Origin of the sequence: Micromonospora sp. NPDC005707, from assembly GCF_040631005.1 — a bacterium.
Lineage (GTDB): Bacteria > Actinomycetota > Actinomycetes > Mycobacteriales > Micromonosporaceae > Micromonospora.
On sequence record NZ_JBEXYR010000003.1, the window covers coordinates 14,845 to 30,471 of the forward strand.

The 15,627-nt window shown below is 74.4% G+C and carries 18 protein-coding genes; 13 read left to right on the forward strand and 5 right to left on the reverse strand.

From position 1 onward, the window contains the following. The first annotated feature begins 4 nt into the window (after positions 1–4). The 5 genes from ybeY to ABZ452_RS05270 all read left to right on the forward strand — a co-directional run bounded on the left by ybeY (position 5) and on the right by ABZ452_RS05270 (position 4,469). Complete coding sequence (gene ybeY / locus ABZ452_RS05250; protein ID WP_151464132.1) at positions 5–478, forward strand: rRNA maturation RNase YbeY; 474 nt, start codon at positions 5–7, stop codon at positions 476–478. Further along, a complete protein-coding gene (locus tag ABZ452_RS05255; RefSeq protein ID WP_357940022.1) occupies positions 454–1,863 on the forward strand; it encodes a hemolysin family protein in 1,410 nt (469 codons plus the stop codon). The genes ybeY and ABZ452_RS05255 overlap by 25 nt, the downstream gene beginning before the upstream one ends. Beyond that, entirely contained in the window at positions 1,856–2,242 is a 387-nt protein-coding gene (locus ABZ452_RS05260) for a cytidine deaminase (protein WP_357939142.1), read from the forward strand. The genes ABZ452_RS05255 and ABZ452_RS05260 overlap by 8 nt, the downstream gene beginning before the upstream one ends. Beyond that, positions 2,239–3,135, forward strand: coding sequence for a GTPase Era (gene era / locus ABZ452_RS05265; RefSeq protein WP_357939144.1), 897 nt, complete (start codon positions 2,239–2,241; stop codon positions 3,133–3,135). Before ABZ452_RS05260 ends, era begins: the two co-directional genes overlap by 4 nt. 194 nt (positions 3,136–3,329) lie before the next feature. Then, positions 3,330–4,469, forward strand: coding sequence for an acyltransferase (locus ABZ452_RS05270; RefSeq protein ID WP_357939147.1), 1,140 nt, complete (start codon positions 3,330–3,332; stop codon positions 4,467–4,469). A 13-nt stretch (positions 4,470–4,482) separates the two neighbouring features. On the opposite strand, the gene ABZ452_RS05275 is transcribed toward ABZ452_RS05270, so the two are convergent. Then, positions 4,483–5,262: a DUF4097 family beta strand repeat-containing protein gene (locus ABZ452_RS05275; protein WP_357939150.1), complete on the reverse strand. Its 780-nt coding sequence runs from the start codon at positions 5,260–5,262 to the stop codon at positions 4,483–4,485. Positions 5,263–5,364: 102 nt separating this feature from the next. Between ABZ452_RS05275 and recO the strand changes: the two genes are divergently transcribed. The 5 genes from recO (at position 5,365) to ABZ452_RS05300 (ending at position 8,431) form a co-directional block, all read left to right on the forward strand. Beyond that, the gene (gene recO, locus ABZ452_RS05280; protein WP_357939152.1) at positions 5,365–6,240 is read left to right on the forward strand and encodes a DNA repair protein RecO; all 876 of its coding nucleotides are present in this window, start codon (positions 5,365–5,367) and stop codon (positions 6,238–6,240) included. A gap of 8 nt (positions 6,241–6,248) precedes the next feature. Then, a complete protein-coding gene (locus ABZ452_RS05285) occupies positions 6,249–7,049 on the forward strand; it encodes an isoprenyl transferase (RefSeq protein WP_357940024.1) in 801 nt (266 codons plus the stop codon). Positions 7,050–7,119: 70 nt separating this feature from the next. Then, positions 7,120–7,305: a hypothetical protein gene (locus ABZ452_RS05290; RefSeq protein WP_254337650.1), complete on the forward strand. Its 186-nt coding sequence runs from the start codon at positions 7,120–7,122 to the stop codon at positions 7,303–7,305. A 140-nt stretch (positions 7,306–7,445) separates the two neighbouring features. Next, entirely contained in the window at positions 7,446–7,667 is a 222-nt protein-coding gene (locus ABZ452_RS05295; RefSeq protein WP_357939154.1) for a thioredoxin reductase, read from the forward strand. After that, positions 7,664–8,431, forward strand: a complete 768-nt coding sequence (locus ABZ452_RS05300) for a pirin family protein (protein ID WP_357939156.1) — start codon at positions 7,664–7,666, stop codon at positions 8,429–8,431. Before ABZ452_RS05295 ends, ABZ452_RS05300 begins: the two co-directional genes overlap by 4 nt. Positions 8,432–8,437: 6 nt before the next feature. On the opposite strand, the gene gndA is transcribed toward ABZ452_RS05300, so the two are convergent. After that, positions 8,438–9,880, reverse strand: a complete 1,443-nt coding sequence (gndA, locus tag ABZ452_RS05305) for an NADP-dependent phosphogluconate dehydrogenase (RefSeq protein WP_357939158.1) — start codon at positions 9,878–9,880, stop codon at positions 8,438–8,440. Between the two features lie 352 nt (positions 9,881–10,232). Here gndA and ABZ452_RS05310 point away from each other — a divergent pair, with 352 nt between their 5' ends. Then, positions 10,233–10,469 (forward strand): hypothetical protein, encoded by a 237-nt coding sequence (locus tag ABZ452_RS05310; protein WP_357939160.1) that lies wholly within the window; start codon positions 10,233–10,235, stop codon positions 10,467–10,469. Positions 10,470–10,556: 87 nt separating this feature from the next. Here the strand turns inward: ABZ452_RS05310 and ABZ452_RS05315 are convergent, their stop codons facing one another. Then, a complete protein-coding gene (locus tag ABZ452_RS05315) occupies positions 10,557–11,252 on the reverse strand; it encodes a hypothetical protein (protein WP_357939162.1) in 696 nt (231 codons plus the stop codon). A gap of 154 nt (positions 11,253–11,406) precedes the next feature. Here ABZ452_RS05315 and ABZ452_RS05320 point away from each other — a divergent pair, with 154 nt between their 5' ends. Beyond that, positions 11,407–12,603, forward strand: a complete 1,197-nt coding sequence (locus ABZ452_RS05320) for a sensor histidine kinase (protein WP_357939164.1) — start codon at positions 11,407–11,409, stop codon at positions 12,601–12,603. Beyond that, positions 12,600–13,250 carry a response regulator transcription factor gene (locus tag ABZ452_RS05325; RefSeq protein WP_357939166.1) on the forward strand — a complete coding sequence of 217 codons (651 nt, stop codon included), beginning with the start codon at positions 12,600–12,602 and terminating at the stop codon, positions 13,248–13,250. Before ABZ452_RS05320 ends, ABZ452_RS05325 begins: the two co-directional genes overlap by 4 nt. 6 nt (positions 13,251–13,256) lie before the next feature. On the opposite strand, the gene ABZ452_RS05330 is transcribed toward ABZ452_RS05325, so the two are convergent. Both ABZ452_RS05330 and ABZ452_RS05335 read right to left on the reverse strand, forming a co-directional pair. Then, positions 13,257–14,057 (reverse strand): energy-coupling factor transporter transmembrane component T, encoded by an 801-nt coding sequence (locus ABZ452_RS05330; RefSeq protein WP_357939168.1) that lies wholly within the window; start codon positions 14,055–14,057, stop codon positions 13,257–13,259. Between the two features lie 126 nt (positions 14,058–14,183). After that, positions 14,184–15,599 carry an ABC transporter ATP-binding protein gene (locus tag ABZ452_RS05335; RefSeq protein WP_357939170.1) on the reverse strand — a complete coding sequence of 472 codons (1,416 nt, stop codon included), beginning with the start codon at positions 15,597–15,599 and terminating at the stop codon, positions 14,184–14,186. Positions 15,600–15,627 lie beyond the last annotated feature (28 nt).

Below are 15,627 nucleotides of genomic sequence, written 5' to 3' on the forward strand. Positions count from 1 at the left end.
ACAGTTGTCCATCGAGATCGCCAACGAGTCTGGCGCCGACGTCGACACCGACGCCGTGCTCGCCGTCGCCCGGCACGCCCTCGACGAGATGGGGGTCAACCCCCTCGCCGAGCTCTCCGTGCTGCTGGTCGACATCGAATACATGTCCGAGCTGAACCACCGCTGGATGGGTGGCGACGGCCCGACCGACGTGCTCGCCTTCCCCATGGACGAGGGCAGCGTCGACCACGGCCCGGGGGAGAGCTCCCCGGCCGGCGGTGAGCCGGCCCTGCTCGGCGACATCGTGCTCTGCCCGGAGGTGGCGGCCAAGCAGGCGGCCACCGCCGGGCACACCACCGCCGACGAGCTGCACCTGCTCACCGTGCACGGCGTGCTGCACCTGCTCGGCTACGACCACGCCGAGCCGGAGGAGGAGCGGGAGATGTTCGGTCTCCAGGCCCGGCTGCTGGCCAGCTGGCGGTCGACCCGATCGCAGTGATCACCACCCTGGCGGCCGGCGGCGCGCCCGCCGGCCTGCCCGATCTCACTCTCCTCGCCGTCGCGGCGGGGCTGGTGGTGCTCGCCGGCCTGATCGCGATGACCGAGGCCGCGCTGGCCGCCGTCTCGCCGGCCCGGGCCGCCGAGCTGGCCCGGGACGGGGCGCGCGGCGCGCGCACCCTCCAGGCGGTCGCCGGCGACGTGGTCCGCCACCTCAACCTGCTGCTCCTGCTCCGGCTGCTGGCCGAGCTGACCGCCACCACGCTGGTCGCGCTGGTGGCGGTGGACACCTTCGGCGCCGGTTGGCGGGCCGCCCTGGTCACCGCCGTGGCGATGGCCGTGGTCAGCTTCGTGGTGGTCGGCGTCGCGCCGCGCACCCTGGGCCGGCAGCACGCCTACGCGGTGGGCCGCGCGGTCGCGCCCCTGGTGCGCTGGCTGGGCCGGGCGCTCAACCCGCTGGCCTCGCTGCTGATCCTGATCGGCAACGCCGTCACCCCGGGGCGCGGCTTCCGCGAGGGGCCGTTCGCCACCCAGGTCGAGCTGCGCGAGCTGGTCGACCTGGCCGAGCAGCGCGGCGTGGTCGAGCACGGCGAGCGGCAGATGATCCACTCGGTCTTCGCGCTCGGCGACACCATCGCCCGTGAGGTGATGGTGCCCCGCACCGAGATGGTGTGGATAGAGGAACGCAAGACGCTCGCGCAGGCGCTGGCGCTCTTCCTGCGTTCCGGCTTCTCCCGGATCCCGGTGATCGGCGAGAACGTCGACGACGTGCTCGGCGTGCTCTACCTCAAGGACCTGATCCGGCGGATCCAGGGCGCACCGGAGGCCCGGCAGATGCCGGTGGCCGAGCTGATGCGCCCGGCGACCTTCGTGCCCGAGTCCAAGCCGGTCGACGACCTGCTCTCGGAGATGCAGGCGGCCCGCAACCACCTGGTCATCGTCGTGGACGAGTACGGCGGCACCGGCGGCCTCGTCACGATCGAGGACATCCTGGAGGAGATCGTCGGCGAGATCACCGACGAGTACGATGTCGAACGCCCGCCGGTCGAGCGCCTGGCGGACGGGGCCGTGCGGGTGACCGCCCGGCTGCCGGTGGAGAATCTGGGCGAGCTGTTCGACACCGAGCTGCCCACCGACGAGGTGGAGACGGTCGGTGGCCTGCTCGCCCAGGCGCTCGGCCGGGTGCCGATCCCCGGTTCCGGGGCCGAGGTGGCCGGGCTGCGGCTGATCGCCGAGGGCACCACCGGGCGGCGCAACCGGATCGACACCGTGCTGGTCAGCCGGGTCGAGCCGGGCGACGCGCCGGACAGCGCGGGGCGCGGCGAGCAGGCCGATCCCCGTGGCAACCAGAACCGTTCCGAGGAGAGGCAACCCGCCGATGCCTGAGTCACCCGCCGTGCCGGCCGCCCGGCCCACCCCGTCCGACCCGGGCGAGCTGAGCGCCGAGGACGGCAAGCTGGTCGTCCTGGCCCGGGGCGCGCGGGGCCGGGTCGGCGCCGTGGAGGGCGCGGCGGTCCGCGACCAGGACGGCCGGACGTACGCGGCGGCCAGCGTGGCGCTGCCGTCGCTGACCCTGACCGCGCTCCAGCTCGCGGTCGCCTCGGCGGTGGCGGCGGGCGCGAGCCGGCTGGAGGCCGCGGTCGTGGTGACCGAGGCCTCGACGCTGGACGGCGCGGGGCACGCCGCGGTCCGCGACCTCTCCGCCGACGCGCCGATCCACGTGGCCGCCCCGGACGGCGCCGTCCTCGGCACGGTGGTCGAGTGAGCGAGGCCCAGCAGCGTCCCTACCGGGCGGGTTTCGGCTGCTTCGTCGGGCGGCCGAACGCCGGCAAGTCGACGCTGACCAACGCGATCGTCGGCACCAAGATCGCGATCACCTCGAACAAGCCCCAGACCACCCGGCACATCATCCGGGCGGTGCTGCACCGGCCGGAGTCGCAGCTCGTGCTGGTCGACACCCCGGGCCTGCACCGTCCCCGCACGCTGCTCGGCGAGCGGCTGAACGACCTGGTCCGGGAGACCTGGAGCGAGGTCGACGTGATCGGCCTCTGCATCCCGGCGAACGAGCCGATCGGGCGGGGCGACCGGTTCATCACCGGCGAACTGGCCAGCCTGCGGGCCACCGTGCTGGCCGTGGTCACCAAGACCGACCTGGTGGACAAGAAGCGGCTGGCCGAGCAACTGCTCGCCGTGAGCGAGCTGGGCGAGTTCGCCGACGTGGTGCCGGTGAGCGCCGTCTCGGGCCACCAGGTGGACACGCTCGTCGACGTGATGACCGGCTACCTGCCGGAGTCGCCGCAGCTCTACCCGGACGACATGCTCACCGACGACCCGGAGCAGGTGCTCGTGGCCGAGCTGGTCCGGGAGGCCGCCCTGGAGGGGGTCCGGGACGAGCTGCCGCACTCCATCGCCGTGGTCGTCGAGGAGATGATCCCCGAGGGCGGCGTCACGAAGATCTACGCCGACGTCTACGTGGAGCGGCCCAGCCAGAAGGCGATCGTGATCGGTCACCGCGGCAGCCGGCTCAAGCAGGTCGGCATCACGGCCCGCCGGCAGATCGAGGAGCTGCTCGGCACCCGGATCTACCTGGACCTGCACGTCCGCGTCGCGAAGGACTGGCAGCGCGACCCGAAGCAGCTGCGCAAGCTCGGCTTCTGACCCCGTACGCCCCGAACCGCCGGCCCCGAATCCTCGGTGCCGGCGGTTCGCGTTGCGGAGTCGCCGGGATGGTCCGGATCGGTCTGCTTTATGGAATGTTTCACTTTTGACCCCGGCCCGCGCATCGTTTCGTCCGGGCGGATCGGAGGGTAGGGGAGGAGTTAGCCCCCCGCCCCCGACGCCCCCGCGAGCTGATGCGAAACCGATATCTCGACCTGCTCCGCTCCCTGGCCATCATTCGAGTCGTCGTCTACCACGTCACCGGATGGGCGACGCTGACCCTGGTCTTCCCGGCCATGTCGGTGATGTTCGCGCTCGCGGGCTCGCTGATGGCCGCGTCGCTGGACCGGAGCGGCGTACCGGCCGTGGGGCGGCGACTGCGCCGGCTGCTGCCGTCGCTCTGGGTGCTCGCCGCGGTCTTCGTGCCGGCCATGCTGCTCACCGGGCTGCCGCTCACCCCGAAGGTGCTGCTCTGGCTCTTCCCGGTCAGCGACCCGCCGGCCAACCACTGGGGCGCCCTCGCGCTGAGCCCGATCTGGTACCTGCGGGACTACCTCTGGTTCGTGCTGGCCTCGCCGGTGGCGCTGTGGCTGTTCCGCCGGGCCCCGCTGCCCACCCTGCTGGCCCCGTACGCGCTGCTGGCGGCGATCGAGTTCGGCGTGCTGGCGGACCCGCCGACCGTGCTGCGCGAGTTCGGCCTGTACTTCGGGGCCTGGGTGCTCGGCTTCGCCCACCACGACGGCCTGCTGCGCCGCACGGCCAACCGGGTGCTCGTGCCGCTTGCGCTCGCCCTCAGCGCGGCCGGGCTGGGCTGGATCTTCACCCACCCGGGGCCGCGCGGCCACGACCTGAACGACATCCACCTGGGCAATGCGCTGTGGTCGGCGGCGTTCATCCTGGTGGCGATCGGCCGGGCGCCCGCGGGGGCGGCCTGGGTCGACCGCACGCCGGTGCTGGGCCGGGTGGTCACCGTGCTGAACCGGCGCGCGCTGACCGTCTACCTCTGGCACATGCCGTTCGTGGTGGCGCTCACCCCGCTGGTCGACGTGGTCGGCTGGTCGCACCAGGACCTGCTCGGGCTGGCGATCCGGGTGGCGCTGGTGTTCGCGCTGGTCGGCGTGGTCACCCTGCTGGTCGGCTGGGTCGAGGACCGGGCTGCCCGGCGTACCCCGGAACTGGTGCCGGGCCGCCCCCGGCGGACCGTGGCCGAGCGGGCGGCGGCCGCACCGGCCAGCCCGGCGCCCGCCGGCGCGGGCACCGAACTGGCGACCGCGGGCGCCCGGGTGCCGGGCCCGCGCCGGGCGCCGGAGCGGGCGGGACGGGCCCCCGGCTGACCGGCGACCGCCCTCAGCGCTGCTTGACCGTCACGTTGCCGCTGGTGGCGGAGACGTCGAGCAGCAGGGACGCGCCCGGGTCGTTCGGCACGGCGAGATCGGTGTCGCCGGACTTCGCGTCCGCCCGCACCCGGTACCGGCCCTCGGGCACGGTCAGGTCGACGTCGCCGCTGGTCGCGTGCAGCCGGGCCGCGGCCGGCTGGTCCAGCTCGACGACGAGGTTGCCCGAGGTGGCCTCCGCGTCCACCCCGCCGGCGAGCCGGCGGGCGCTGATGTCACCGGAGGAGGCGCGCAGCCGGACCGGGCCGGTCGCGTCGACCACCTCGATGTTCCCCGACGTGGTGGCGGCGCGGACCTCGCCGCGGGCCTCGGTCACGTTGATGTCGCCGGACTTCAGAGTGAAGTCCACCGGGCCGACCCGGTGCAGCGAGACGTTCCCGGAGCTGGTCTCACCCCGCACCGTCACCCCCTCCGGGGCGGTCACCTCCCAGGAGACCGTGCACCGGGAGCCGCAGTCGCTCGGCAGCACCAGCTCGTCGCCCTTGATCTCGTAGCGGGTGTTCGGCTCCCCGCCCTCGTAGCGGACGATCCGCTTGATCCGCACCTGGTCGGCCGAACCGGTGGCCCGGATCGTCACGTCACCCGCACCGCCTGCCGGCAGGGTGATCTTGGTGATCTTCACCTGCTCGGTCTGGTCGTAGTCGAGGCGGCGGAACGACAGGGTGTCACACCCGGCGAGGACGATCAGGGAGGCGGCCGCGGCGGCGGCCACGGCGGTCCGGTGCAGAGCCATGGCCAGGACGCTACGGCCGACCGTGCGGGCGGCGCATCCGGGTTCGACCGCCGATCCACCCCGAGGAGACCCTGAGATCGCACCCCGAGGGAGAATGGACCGATGGCCGGATATCGCCGACAGCTCTACCGCGACGACGCGGTGGTGCTGCGCGTGCAGAAGCTGGGGGAGTCCGACCGGATCATCACCCTGCTCACCCGCCGGCACGGCCGGCTGCGCGCGGTGGCCCGGGGCGTCCGCCGCACGACCAGCAAGTTCGGCGCCCGGCTGGAGCCGTTCGGGCACGTCGACCTCCAGCTCGCCGGCGACCCCAAGGGCAACCACGGCAGCTCTCTGCACACCATCAGCCAGGCCGAGGGGATCGACCTCTACGGCAAGCGGTTCCTCGGCGACTACCCCCGCTACACGGCGGCCAGCGCGATCGCCGAGACCGCCGAGCGGCTCACCCCGATCGAGCGGGAACCCTCGCTGCGGCTGTTCCAGCTCACCCTCGGCGCGCTGCGCTCGCTGGCCACCGGCGAGCACGCCACCACCCTGGTGCTCGACGCCTACCTGCTGCGCGGCATGGCCTTCGCGGGCTGGGCTCCGGCGCTGATCGCGTGCGCGGTGTGCGGCACACCGGGGCGGCACCGGGCGTTCTCCGTGCCGGCCGGGGGCGCGGTCTGCCCGGACTGCCGGCCCCCGGGCGCCGCCCATCCCGCGCCGGCCACCATCGAGCTGATGTCCGCGCTGACCACCGGCGACTGGGTGTACGCCGACGCCACCGAGACCGGCGTGCGCCGCGAGTGCAGCGGCCTGGTCGCGGCGCACCTCCAGTGGCACCTGGAACGCGCGCTACGCTCGCTGCCGCTGGTCGACCGGGGTGCCCCGGCGTCCCGCGCGGTCCCGCCGCCCGGCGGCGCGGGGCCGGGTGTGGTCCCGCCGCGCACCGGCGACGGGCCCGCCGTCGCTGGTGTGAACAGGGAGATTACCGAGTGATCCGATCGATGAGGGCCGGCCGGCGCGAGCCGGTGCCACCGACTCCGCACCCCTCCGGCGCCCGCCCGCCGGCCCTGCCGGCCGAGGCCCTGCCGAAGCACGTCGCCGTGGTGATGGACGGCAACGGCCGCTGGGCCAAGGAGCGTGGGCTGCCCCGGACCAAGGGTCACGAGCAGGGCGAGCACAGCCTGTTCGACACCATCGAGGGCGCGATCGAGCTGGGCATCCCCTACCTGTCGGCGTACGCCTTCTCGACCGAGAACTGGCGGCGCTCGCCGGACGAGGTCCGCTTCCTCATGGGCTTCAACCGGGACGTCATCCGGCGCCGCCGCGACCAGCTCGTCGACCTGGGCGTCCGGGTGGTCTGGTCGGGTCGGGCCGGGCGGCTCTGGAAGAGCGTCATCTCCGAGCTGCAGACCGCCGAGGAGATGTCCCGGGGCAACTCGACGCTGACCCTCCAGTTCTGCGTCAACTACGGCGGTCAGGCGGAGATCGCCGACGCGGCCGCCGCGATCGCCCGCGACGCGGCCGCCGGCCGGATCGACCCGGGCAAGGTCACCGAGAAGACCATCGCGAAATACCTCTACCACCCGGAGGTCCCCGAGGTTGACCTCTTCCTCCGCCCGTCCGGGGAGCAGCGCACCTCCAACTTCCTGCTCTGGCAGACCGCCTACGCGGAGCTGGTGTTCCTCGACACCCTCTGGCCGGACTTCGACCGCCGGCACCTCTGGTACGCCTGCGAGCTCTACGCCCAGCGGGACCGCCGCTTCGGCGGCGCGCTGCCCAATCCGGTGGCCCCCACCACCTGAGGTCGCGCTTACCGACGCCACCTGCTGGGTATCAATCCGGACAGCAGGCAGATTGCGGAGGTGAACCCACATGATTCAGAAGCGGATTGCCCAGTGGGCGGTCATGGCGGTCGCCGTGCCGCTGGCGGCGGCCGGCGCGCGCCGGCTCAGCCACTCCCTGGAGGCCCGTCGCGGCCCGACCGGGGTGAGCCGACTGCTCACCAAGGGCGCCGACATGCTGCGGCCGCAGAAGGCCAAGCGCCGTCGGTTCTGGTGACGTCCACGGTCCGCCGCGGTGTTGCGGCGGCCCGTGTCGCGGGCGCCCCGCATCCGGCTTTCCGGCTGGGAGCGGGGCGCCCGCGCGTACGATCGGCGCGAGGGCGCGCCGCCGGGACGCGCCCGCCACGGGGGTGGAGGATGCACGATCTCCGGTTCAAAATGATCATGGCGTTGAACGCGGCGGACCTGGGCAGCCCGATCTGCGAACAGGTCGCCGAGATCTGCGCGGAGATCGCCGAGCAGCACTGCGACGAACTCGGCCACGCCCCCGCCGTCCGCGCCGGGGAGATCGGCGAGCTGGCCACCGGCGAGCCGGCGCTGACCTGGGCGCCCACCGAAACCGGGCAGCGTGCCTGGTGACCGCTGTCGCACCCGCCCCGGCCGTGGACGTACGCCGGGCCGCCGACCGGTTCGCCACCCGGTTGTCCTGGCTCGACTCCAAGCACTCCTTCTCGTTCTCCCGGCACTACGACCCGGCCAACACCCACCACGGGCTGCTGCTGGTCAACAACGACGACGTGGTGCACCCGGGCACCGGGTTCGAGACCCACCCGCACCAGGACATGGAGATCGTGACCTGGGTGCTGCGGGGTTCCCTCGTGCACCAGGACTCCACGGGCCACTCCGGCGTCATCTACCCGGGCCTGGCCCAGCGGATGAGCGCCGGCACCGGCATCCTGCACTCGGAGAAGAACGACTCGTGGCGGCTGGAGAACACCGCCCCGCACCAGGACCCGGTCCACTTCGTGCAGATGTGGGTGCTCCCCGACGAGGAGGGGATCGACCCTGGCTACGAGCAGTTGGAGATCGGCGACGAGCTGCTGCGGGGCGGCCTCGTGCCGGTCGCCTCCGGGATGGACCGGTACGACGGCGCCTCCGCCATCCGGATCCGCAACCGGTACGCCACCCTGCACGCCGCCCGGCTCGCTCCCGGCGACTCGGTGAACCTGCCCGATGCGCCCTTCCTGCACCTCTACGTGCCCAGCGGCGGCGTGACCCTGGAGGCGGCCGGGCGGCTCGACGAGGGCGACGCGGCCCGGATCACCATGGCCGGGGGCCAGCGGGTGACCGCCGCCGAGCCGGCGGAGATCCTCGTCTGGGAGATGCACGCCGGGCTCGCCTGAGCGCGATCAGCCCGCCACCTCCGAGCGGTCGCCCGCCCACAGGGTGTGGAACGACCCCTCCCGGTCCACCCGGTGATAGGTGTGCGCGCCGAAGTTGTCCCGCAGCCCCTGGATCAGCGCGGCCGGCAGCCGCTCGGCCCGCAACGCGTCGAAGTAGGCCAGCGACGACGAGAAGGCCGGGGTGGGCACGCCCGCCCGGGCCGCGTCGGCCACCACCCGCCGCCAGGCCGGGACCCCGGCGCCGACCCGGTCGGCGAACCAGGGGGCGACCAGCAGCGTCGGCAGGTCCCGCTCCGTGTCGTACGCCTCCCGGATCCGGTCCAGGAAACGGGCCCGGATGATGCAGCCGCCCCGCCAGATGGTGGCGGTGCCGCCCAGGTCGATGTCCCAGTCGTACTCCCGGCTGCCGGCACGGATGTGGTCGAAGCCCTGCGCGTACGCGACGATCTTGCTGGCCAGCAGCGCCCGCCGGACGTCCTCGACGAACGTGTCCCGGTCGTCCACCTGCCACTTCTCGCCCGCGTCGGGGAACGCGCGGCGGGCGGCGGCACGCTGGTCGGCGTGCCCCGAGAGCGACCGGGCGAACGTGGCCTCGGCGATGCCGGTGATCGGGATGCCGAGGTCCAGCGCGCTCTGCACGGTCCACCGGCCGGTGCCCTTCTGCTCGGCCTGGTCGAGCACCACGTCCACGAAGGGCCGGCCGGTGGCCGCGTCGCCGTGCCCGAGCACCTCGGCGGTGATCTCGATGAGGAAGGACTCCAGCTCGCCGCCGTTCCACTCGCGGAAGATCTCCGCGATCTCCGCCGGGCTCGCCGACAGGCCGGCCCGCAGCAGGTCGTACGCCTCGGCGATGAGCTGCATGTCCGCGTACTCGATGCCGTTGTGGACCATCTTCACGAAGTGGCCGGCGCCGTCCGGTCCGATGTGCCGGCAGCACGGGACGCCGTCCACCTGCGCGGCGATGCGCTCGAAGATCGGGCCGAGCTTCCGGTAGGACTCGGCCGAGCCGCCCGGCATGATGCTCGGCCCGCGCAGCGCGCCCTCCTCGCCGCCGGAGACGCCGGTGCCGACGAAGTGCAGCCCGTGCCCGCGCAGCGCCTCCTCCCGGCGGCGGGTGTCGGCGAAGTGCGCGTTGCCGCAGTCGACGACGATGTCCCCCTCCTCCAGCAGCGGGACCAGCTCGTCGATCACCGTGTCGGTGGGGGCGCCCGCCTTCACCATGACGATCACGGCGCGGGGGCGCTCCAGCGAGGCGACGAAGTCGGCCATCGACTCCGAGGGCACGAACGTGCCCTCGTCGCCGTGCTCGGCCACCAGGCTGCGGGTGCGCTCCGGCGAGCGGTTGTGCACCGCCACGGTGAAACCGTTGCGGGCCAGGTTCCGGGCCAGGTTGCGGCCCATCACCGCCAGACCGGTGACCCCGATCTGCGCCGTCGCCTGCTGTGCCATGCGTACCGCCACCCCTCGTCTCCGGTGCCCGTGCTGCGACCGTATCGCGGTCGGTGCGGGGCCGGGCCGGGACGTCGACGGCGGGTGAGGGCATGGTCGCGGTCGGTCCTCGCCGGTCGTGCCCGTAATTCGGCTGCGGGCGGCCCGGGGGTGGGTTAGCGTGCTCTCATGCGTAACTGACGCCCACCTCTCGAAGGCCCGGTCCACCGTGCGTACCGCCGTGGATCGTGCGCCCCGGGCGTCCCGCATTCTCCGCGCCACCGTCGGGTGGCGGCGTCGCATGCCTCGTCGGACCGCCCGGGTGTTCCCCGCTCGCCGTGCCCACGGGTGCCCGACAGTCAGGAGGCAGCGTATGCCCGCCAAGCGCAGTCCGAAGAAGCTCCAGAAGCCCGCGCCGTCCCCGGTGGACCTCACCCCGCCGGATCTCGACGCGCTCACCGTGGCGCCCGTCGCGCCGGTGACCCTGCCCGGCCGTGCCGACACGCCGCCGCCGCCGAAGGCCGGCCCGCCGGCCGGTCGCGACGCCCGGCTCGGGGGGCGCAGCCAGCGCGCCGGTCAGACCCGGTTCTACGCCTTCCGGCGCAGCTGAGGCCGTGTCGGGTGCAGTTGTCGCCGCCGCGGCGACGACAACTGCACCCGAAGCCGCGGGCGGTGCCCTCGCGCCCGCGTTCGCCCCTCAGGCGGCGGCGGTCGCCGGGGTCGCCGTCCCGGCCGGCGCCTCGACACTGCGCCGTCGCGCCACGCCGAGAGCCAGGCCCACGAAGCCGGCCACCATGAGCGCACTCACCGCCAGCTTGACCGGGACGCCCGAGCCGACCAGGTCCAGCAACTGCCCGGCGGTGAGCAGCAGCGGCACCCAGAGGGCCACGAGGCGGGCCCGCCAGGCGCCGAAGGCCAGCACGAGGAGGCCGACCAGCCAGCCGAGCAGCCACACCGCGAACGAGGCCATCACGAACGGATCCCCGTCGATCGCGGTCGTCACCGGGCGGGCGGCGTCGGCGTCCACACCGCCGCCGGCCAGGGCCCCGAAGAAGGCGTTGTACTGCCACAGGTGGACGGTCGAGAAGTAGAGCCCGAGCAGCGCCGTGGCCCCGCCGATCATGGCGGCCACCGGCTTGCGCGGGTGCAGCGTGGCGGCCAGCCCGAGCGTCGCGGGCAGCAGCAGCAGGTGGGCCAGCGCGAACAGCACGGTCTCCACCCGCCACGCGCCCAGGTTTCCGGCGGCCACCGCCACGTTCCCGGCGGTGTCGGCCACGTCGTCCGGGAACATCACCCAGTAGAAGGCGTTCGCGACGCCGTACACCACGCCGCCGCCGAGCAGGGCGCCCGCGGTGAGCCGCCGGCCGGTCCGCCCGCCAGTGCTGTCGTCCATCAGTGTCTCCTCTCGAAGTCGTGGGAGGGACGCTAGGAGCCACACCCGGCCCGGGTCGTCGGCGCGGAAGTTGAGCCCCGGGTGGAGTGTCGGCGGCCGTCGCTACACCCGTGGGTGGACGCGGAGAGCCGCCCGCCGTGGCTACCCTTCCGGCATGTCTGCCCTCGACGTCCGGGCCCGGTGGCGCGGTGCGGCCACCTCGCTCGCCGGGGCCGCGCTGTTCGCGTTCGGCCTGGCCGAGCTGTACGTCCCGCTGGCCGGCTACGTCGAGGGGGAGGGGCCGGACCTCGCCGCGCTCTCCACCGGCTGGCTCGCCGTCCTCACCGTGCTGCTGGTCGGTTACGGCCTCGCGGTGGCCGGCTGCACGGCGTACCCCCGGACGGCCGCCGTCGTCGCCGGGGCCTGTTTCACCGCGCAGAGCTTCACGCCGGTCCTGCCGGAGTGGCCGGTCGTGCCGCTCCTGGCGCTGGTGGCGGCCACCTTCGCCTGTGTCGCGGTGGGTGGCCGGGCCGCGGTCCCGGTCGCCGCGGCCGGCTATCTCCTCCCGCTCGGCATCGAGAACGCCATGGCCGGCGACTCCGACTGGGTCTTCATCCTGTTCGTGGGGCTCGCCGTGCTCGGCCCCGGATACGCCGTGCGGATGCGGCGGGCGCAGGCGGCCCGGCTGGTGGCGCTGGCCGCCGAGCGCGAGGCCGCCGCCCGGACGGACGAACGGCTGCGGGTGGCGCGCGAACTGCACGACATCGTGTCGCACGGGGTCTCGGTGATGGTGCTGCAGGCCGCCGCGGCGCAGGCGGTGCTCGACTCGGACGCGGGTCAGGCCCGCGCGTCCCTCGACGCGGTGCAGGAGGTCGGGCGCGAGGTGGTCACCGAGCTGCGCCGGCTGCTGGTGATCCTCCGCGGCGCGGAGGCGGCCCCGGACGGACTGCCGTCGTTGCAGCGGCTCGACGCGCTGACCGCCGGGGTGACCCTGGCCGGCGGGCGGATCGACGTGACCGTCACGGGTGACCTCGACGCGATCCCGGCCGCCGCGGACGTCAGTGGTTACCGGATCCTTCAGGAGGCGCTGACCAACGCCGCCCGGCACGCGCCGGGCGCGACCGTCGCCGTGTCGATCGAGGTGGCGGGCGACGCCCTCCAGTTGCACGTCGCGGACGACGGTGCCGGCCCGGCCCGGCGGAACGCCGGCACCGGGCACGGCCTGACCGGCATCCGGGAGCGGGTGGAGCTGTTCGGCGGCACCGTGAACGCCGGTCCCCGCCCGCGGGGCGGCTTCGAGGTACGCGTCACGCTGCCCTTCGACGCCGAAGCGTCGGCCGGCGCACTGGCCACGGCGGGGACCACCGGATGACCCGGGTCCTCATCGCCGACGACGAGGCGCTGGTGCGGGGCGGGCTCCGCATGATCCTCACCGCCCAGCCGGACCTCGAGGTGGTCGCCGACGCGGCCGACGGCGAGGAGGCCGTGCAGTTGGCGACCCGCTTCGCTCCCGACGTGGTGCTCATGGACATCCACATGGCACCGGTGGACGGGATCGCCGCCACCGAGCGGATCCTGGCGGCGCGGAGCGACATCCGGATCATCATGCTGACCACCTTCGACCTCGACGAGTACGTCTACCGGGCGCTGCGCGCCGGCGCCTCCGGGTTCATGCTCAAGACCACTCCGCCCCGCGAGCTGGCCGAGGCGGTGCGGACCGCGGCCCGGGGCGACGCCCTGCTCTCCCCGTCGATCACCCGCCGTCTGATCGACCACTACACCGCGACCGCGTCGGTGGTCGCCCACCCGAGCCTCGCCGACCTGACCGCGCGCGAGACCGAGGTGCTGCGGATGATGGCCCTCGGCCTGTCCAACCGGGAGATCGCCGACCGGCTCTTCGTCGGCGAGGCGACCGTGAAGACGCACGTGAACCGCATCTTCGCCAAGCTCGGGGTGCGGGACCGGGTGCAGGCGGTGGTGCTGGCGTACCGGAGCGGGGTGGCCCAGCCGCGGCGGTAGCGGGGCTCAGCCGATCAGCGGGCGGAAGGTGCCCAGCAGCACGCTGACCGTCAGCGCCGCCGCGCCGAGCGCCCCGGCGGCGACGACCAGCAGGGTGTCGGCCCGGGTGAAGCGCTGCCGCCGGGCGACCGTACGCGGGGTGCCTGCGTCGAAGCCCCGGGCGTCCATGGCGACGGCCAGCCGGGTGCCCCGCCGGATCGCCCCGACCAGCAGCGCGAACGCCGTCGACCCGAACAGCCGCAGCTTGGCCACCGGGTTGCGGCCGGCGTCCACGCCCCGGGCCCGGCGCGCCATGCTGATCATCCGCCACTCGTCCTCCAGCAGCGGCACCAGCCGGAACGCGGCCAGCGCCCCGATGGCGAACCGGGCGGGCGCCTTCGCGTTCTGGATCAGCGCGTCGGCCAGGTCGGTCGCGTCGGTGGTGGCGAACACGATGATCCCCGGCAGCGCCACCGCGAGCATGCGCAGCACCAGGCCCAGCGCGGTGACCAGCACTCCCTGGGTGACCAGCAGCGGACCAACCGCGAGCAGCACCGGGCCGGACCGGTCGGCGGCGAAGAGCACAAGGGTGACCAGGATGCCGCCGGCGCCGGCCAGCAGCGGCCAGGCCCGCCGGGCCAGCACCCGGTAGCGGATGCCGAACAGCGGCAGCACGGCCAACTCGACCGCGATGGCGATCGCCGGGGCGACCGGGTCCAGGGTGGCGATCAGGACGACCGAGAAGAGCAACGCGGCGGCCAGCTTCGCCACCGGGTTGCGCCGGGCCAGCGGCGCGCCCGCCGCCGCGACGGGTTCGACGCCGATCACGGCCGGCCTCCGGACGTCCGGCGCTCCAGGGTGACGGTGCGGTGTGGCCGGGTCCGGGGTGCGGCGGCCTTCATCGGCGCTCCAGGGTGAGGGTCCGGTCTGGCCGGGTCCGGGGTGCGGCGGCCTTCATCGACGCTCCAGGGTGACGGTCCGGTCTGCGAGTGCGGCCACGAAGTCGGGATCGTGGGTGACCGCGACGACGCCGTGGCCGGCGTCGCGCAGCTCGGCGAAGAGGTCGATGAGTTCCCGCCAGGTCCGCCGGTCCTGGCCGAAGGTGGGCTCGTCGCAGATCAGCAGGCGGGGCGCGGTGGCCAGGGCGGTCGCCACGCTCAGCCGCCGGGCCTCGCCGCCGGAGAGGGTGTACGGGTTGGCCCCGGCCAGCCGGTCCAGGCGCAGCCGCGCCAGCAGGGCGTCCACCGTCGCCGTCACGGCGGGCTCGGGCTGGCCGGTGCGGCGGGGTCCGAGGGCCAGCTCGTCCCGGACGGTGCCGGTGACGAACTGGTGCTCCGGGTCCTGGAAGACCGAGCCGATCCGCCGGGCCAGGGCGGGCGCCCGCCAGCGGTGCGGGGGAGTTCCCGCGTCCCGGCCGGCCAGGGCCGGGGTGGCCGTGACCGTACCGGTGCCGGGGCGGAGCAGCCCGCCGAGCAGCAGGGCCAGGGTGGACTTGCCGGCGCCGTTGGGGCCGAGGACGGCGAGCGCTTCGCCGGCGCGTACCCGAAGGTCGGTGGGGGCCAGCCGGGGAGGCAGGCCGAGCCGGTCGGCGGTGAGCAACACCTCGCCGGGCGGCGTGCTGGCGTGCCGGGGCGGCACGGTGTGGCCGGGCACCCAGACCCCGGCGTCGGCCAGCGCGTCGCCGTGCGCGGCGAAGACCGCGTCGGGGCGCCCGTCGGCCCGCACGCCGCCGCCGGGCTCCAGCACGACCACCCGGTCGACCAGCGGCAGCGCCTCGGCGACCCGGTGCTCGACCAGGATCAGTGTGGTGTCGGCGTCGACGGCGTCCGCGACGGCCTGCCGGACGAGGGTGGCGCCGGCCGGGTCGAGATTGGCGGTGGGCTCGTCGAGCAACAGCAGTCCCGGCCGCAGGGCGAGTGCCCCGGCCAGGGCGAGCCGCTGCTGTTCGCCGCCGGACAGCGCGGCCGTGGGCCGGTCCCGGTGGTAGGGGAAGCCGACCCGGCGCAGCGCCTCGTCCACCCGGGGCCAGATCTCGTCGGCGGGCACTCCCCGGTTCTCCAACCCGAACGCCACGTCGTCGCCGCAGCGGGCCATCACCAGTTGGCTCTCCGGGTCCTGGAAGACGACGCCGACGCGTTCCCGGGCCTTGCGCGGGTCGAGCCCGTCGATCTCGACGGTGCCCTCCTGCTCGCCGGAGTCCTCCGGCAGCAACCCGGCCAGCGCCGCCAGCAGCGTGCTCTTACCGGCCCCGGAAGCCCCGAGCAGCAACACCCGCTCGCCAACCTCGACGCGCAGGTCCACCCCGCGCACGGCCCAGCCCTTCCGCCCGGCGTGCCGCCACCCGAACCCCCGCAGGCTCACGGCTCCCACCGCGCCACCTCCCTCCGGCCCTCCCGGC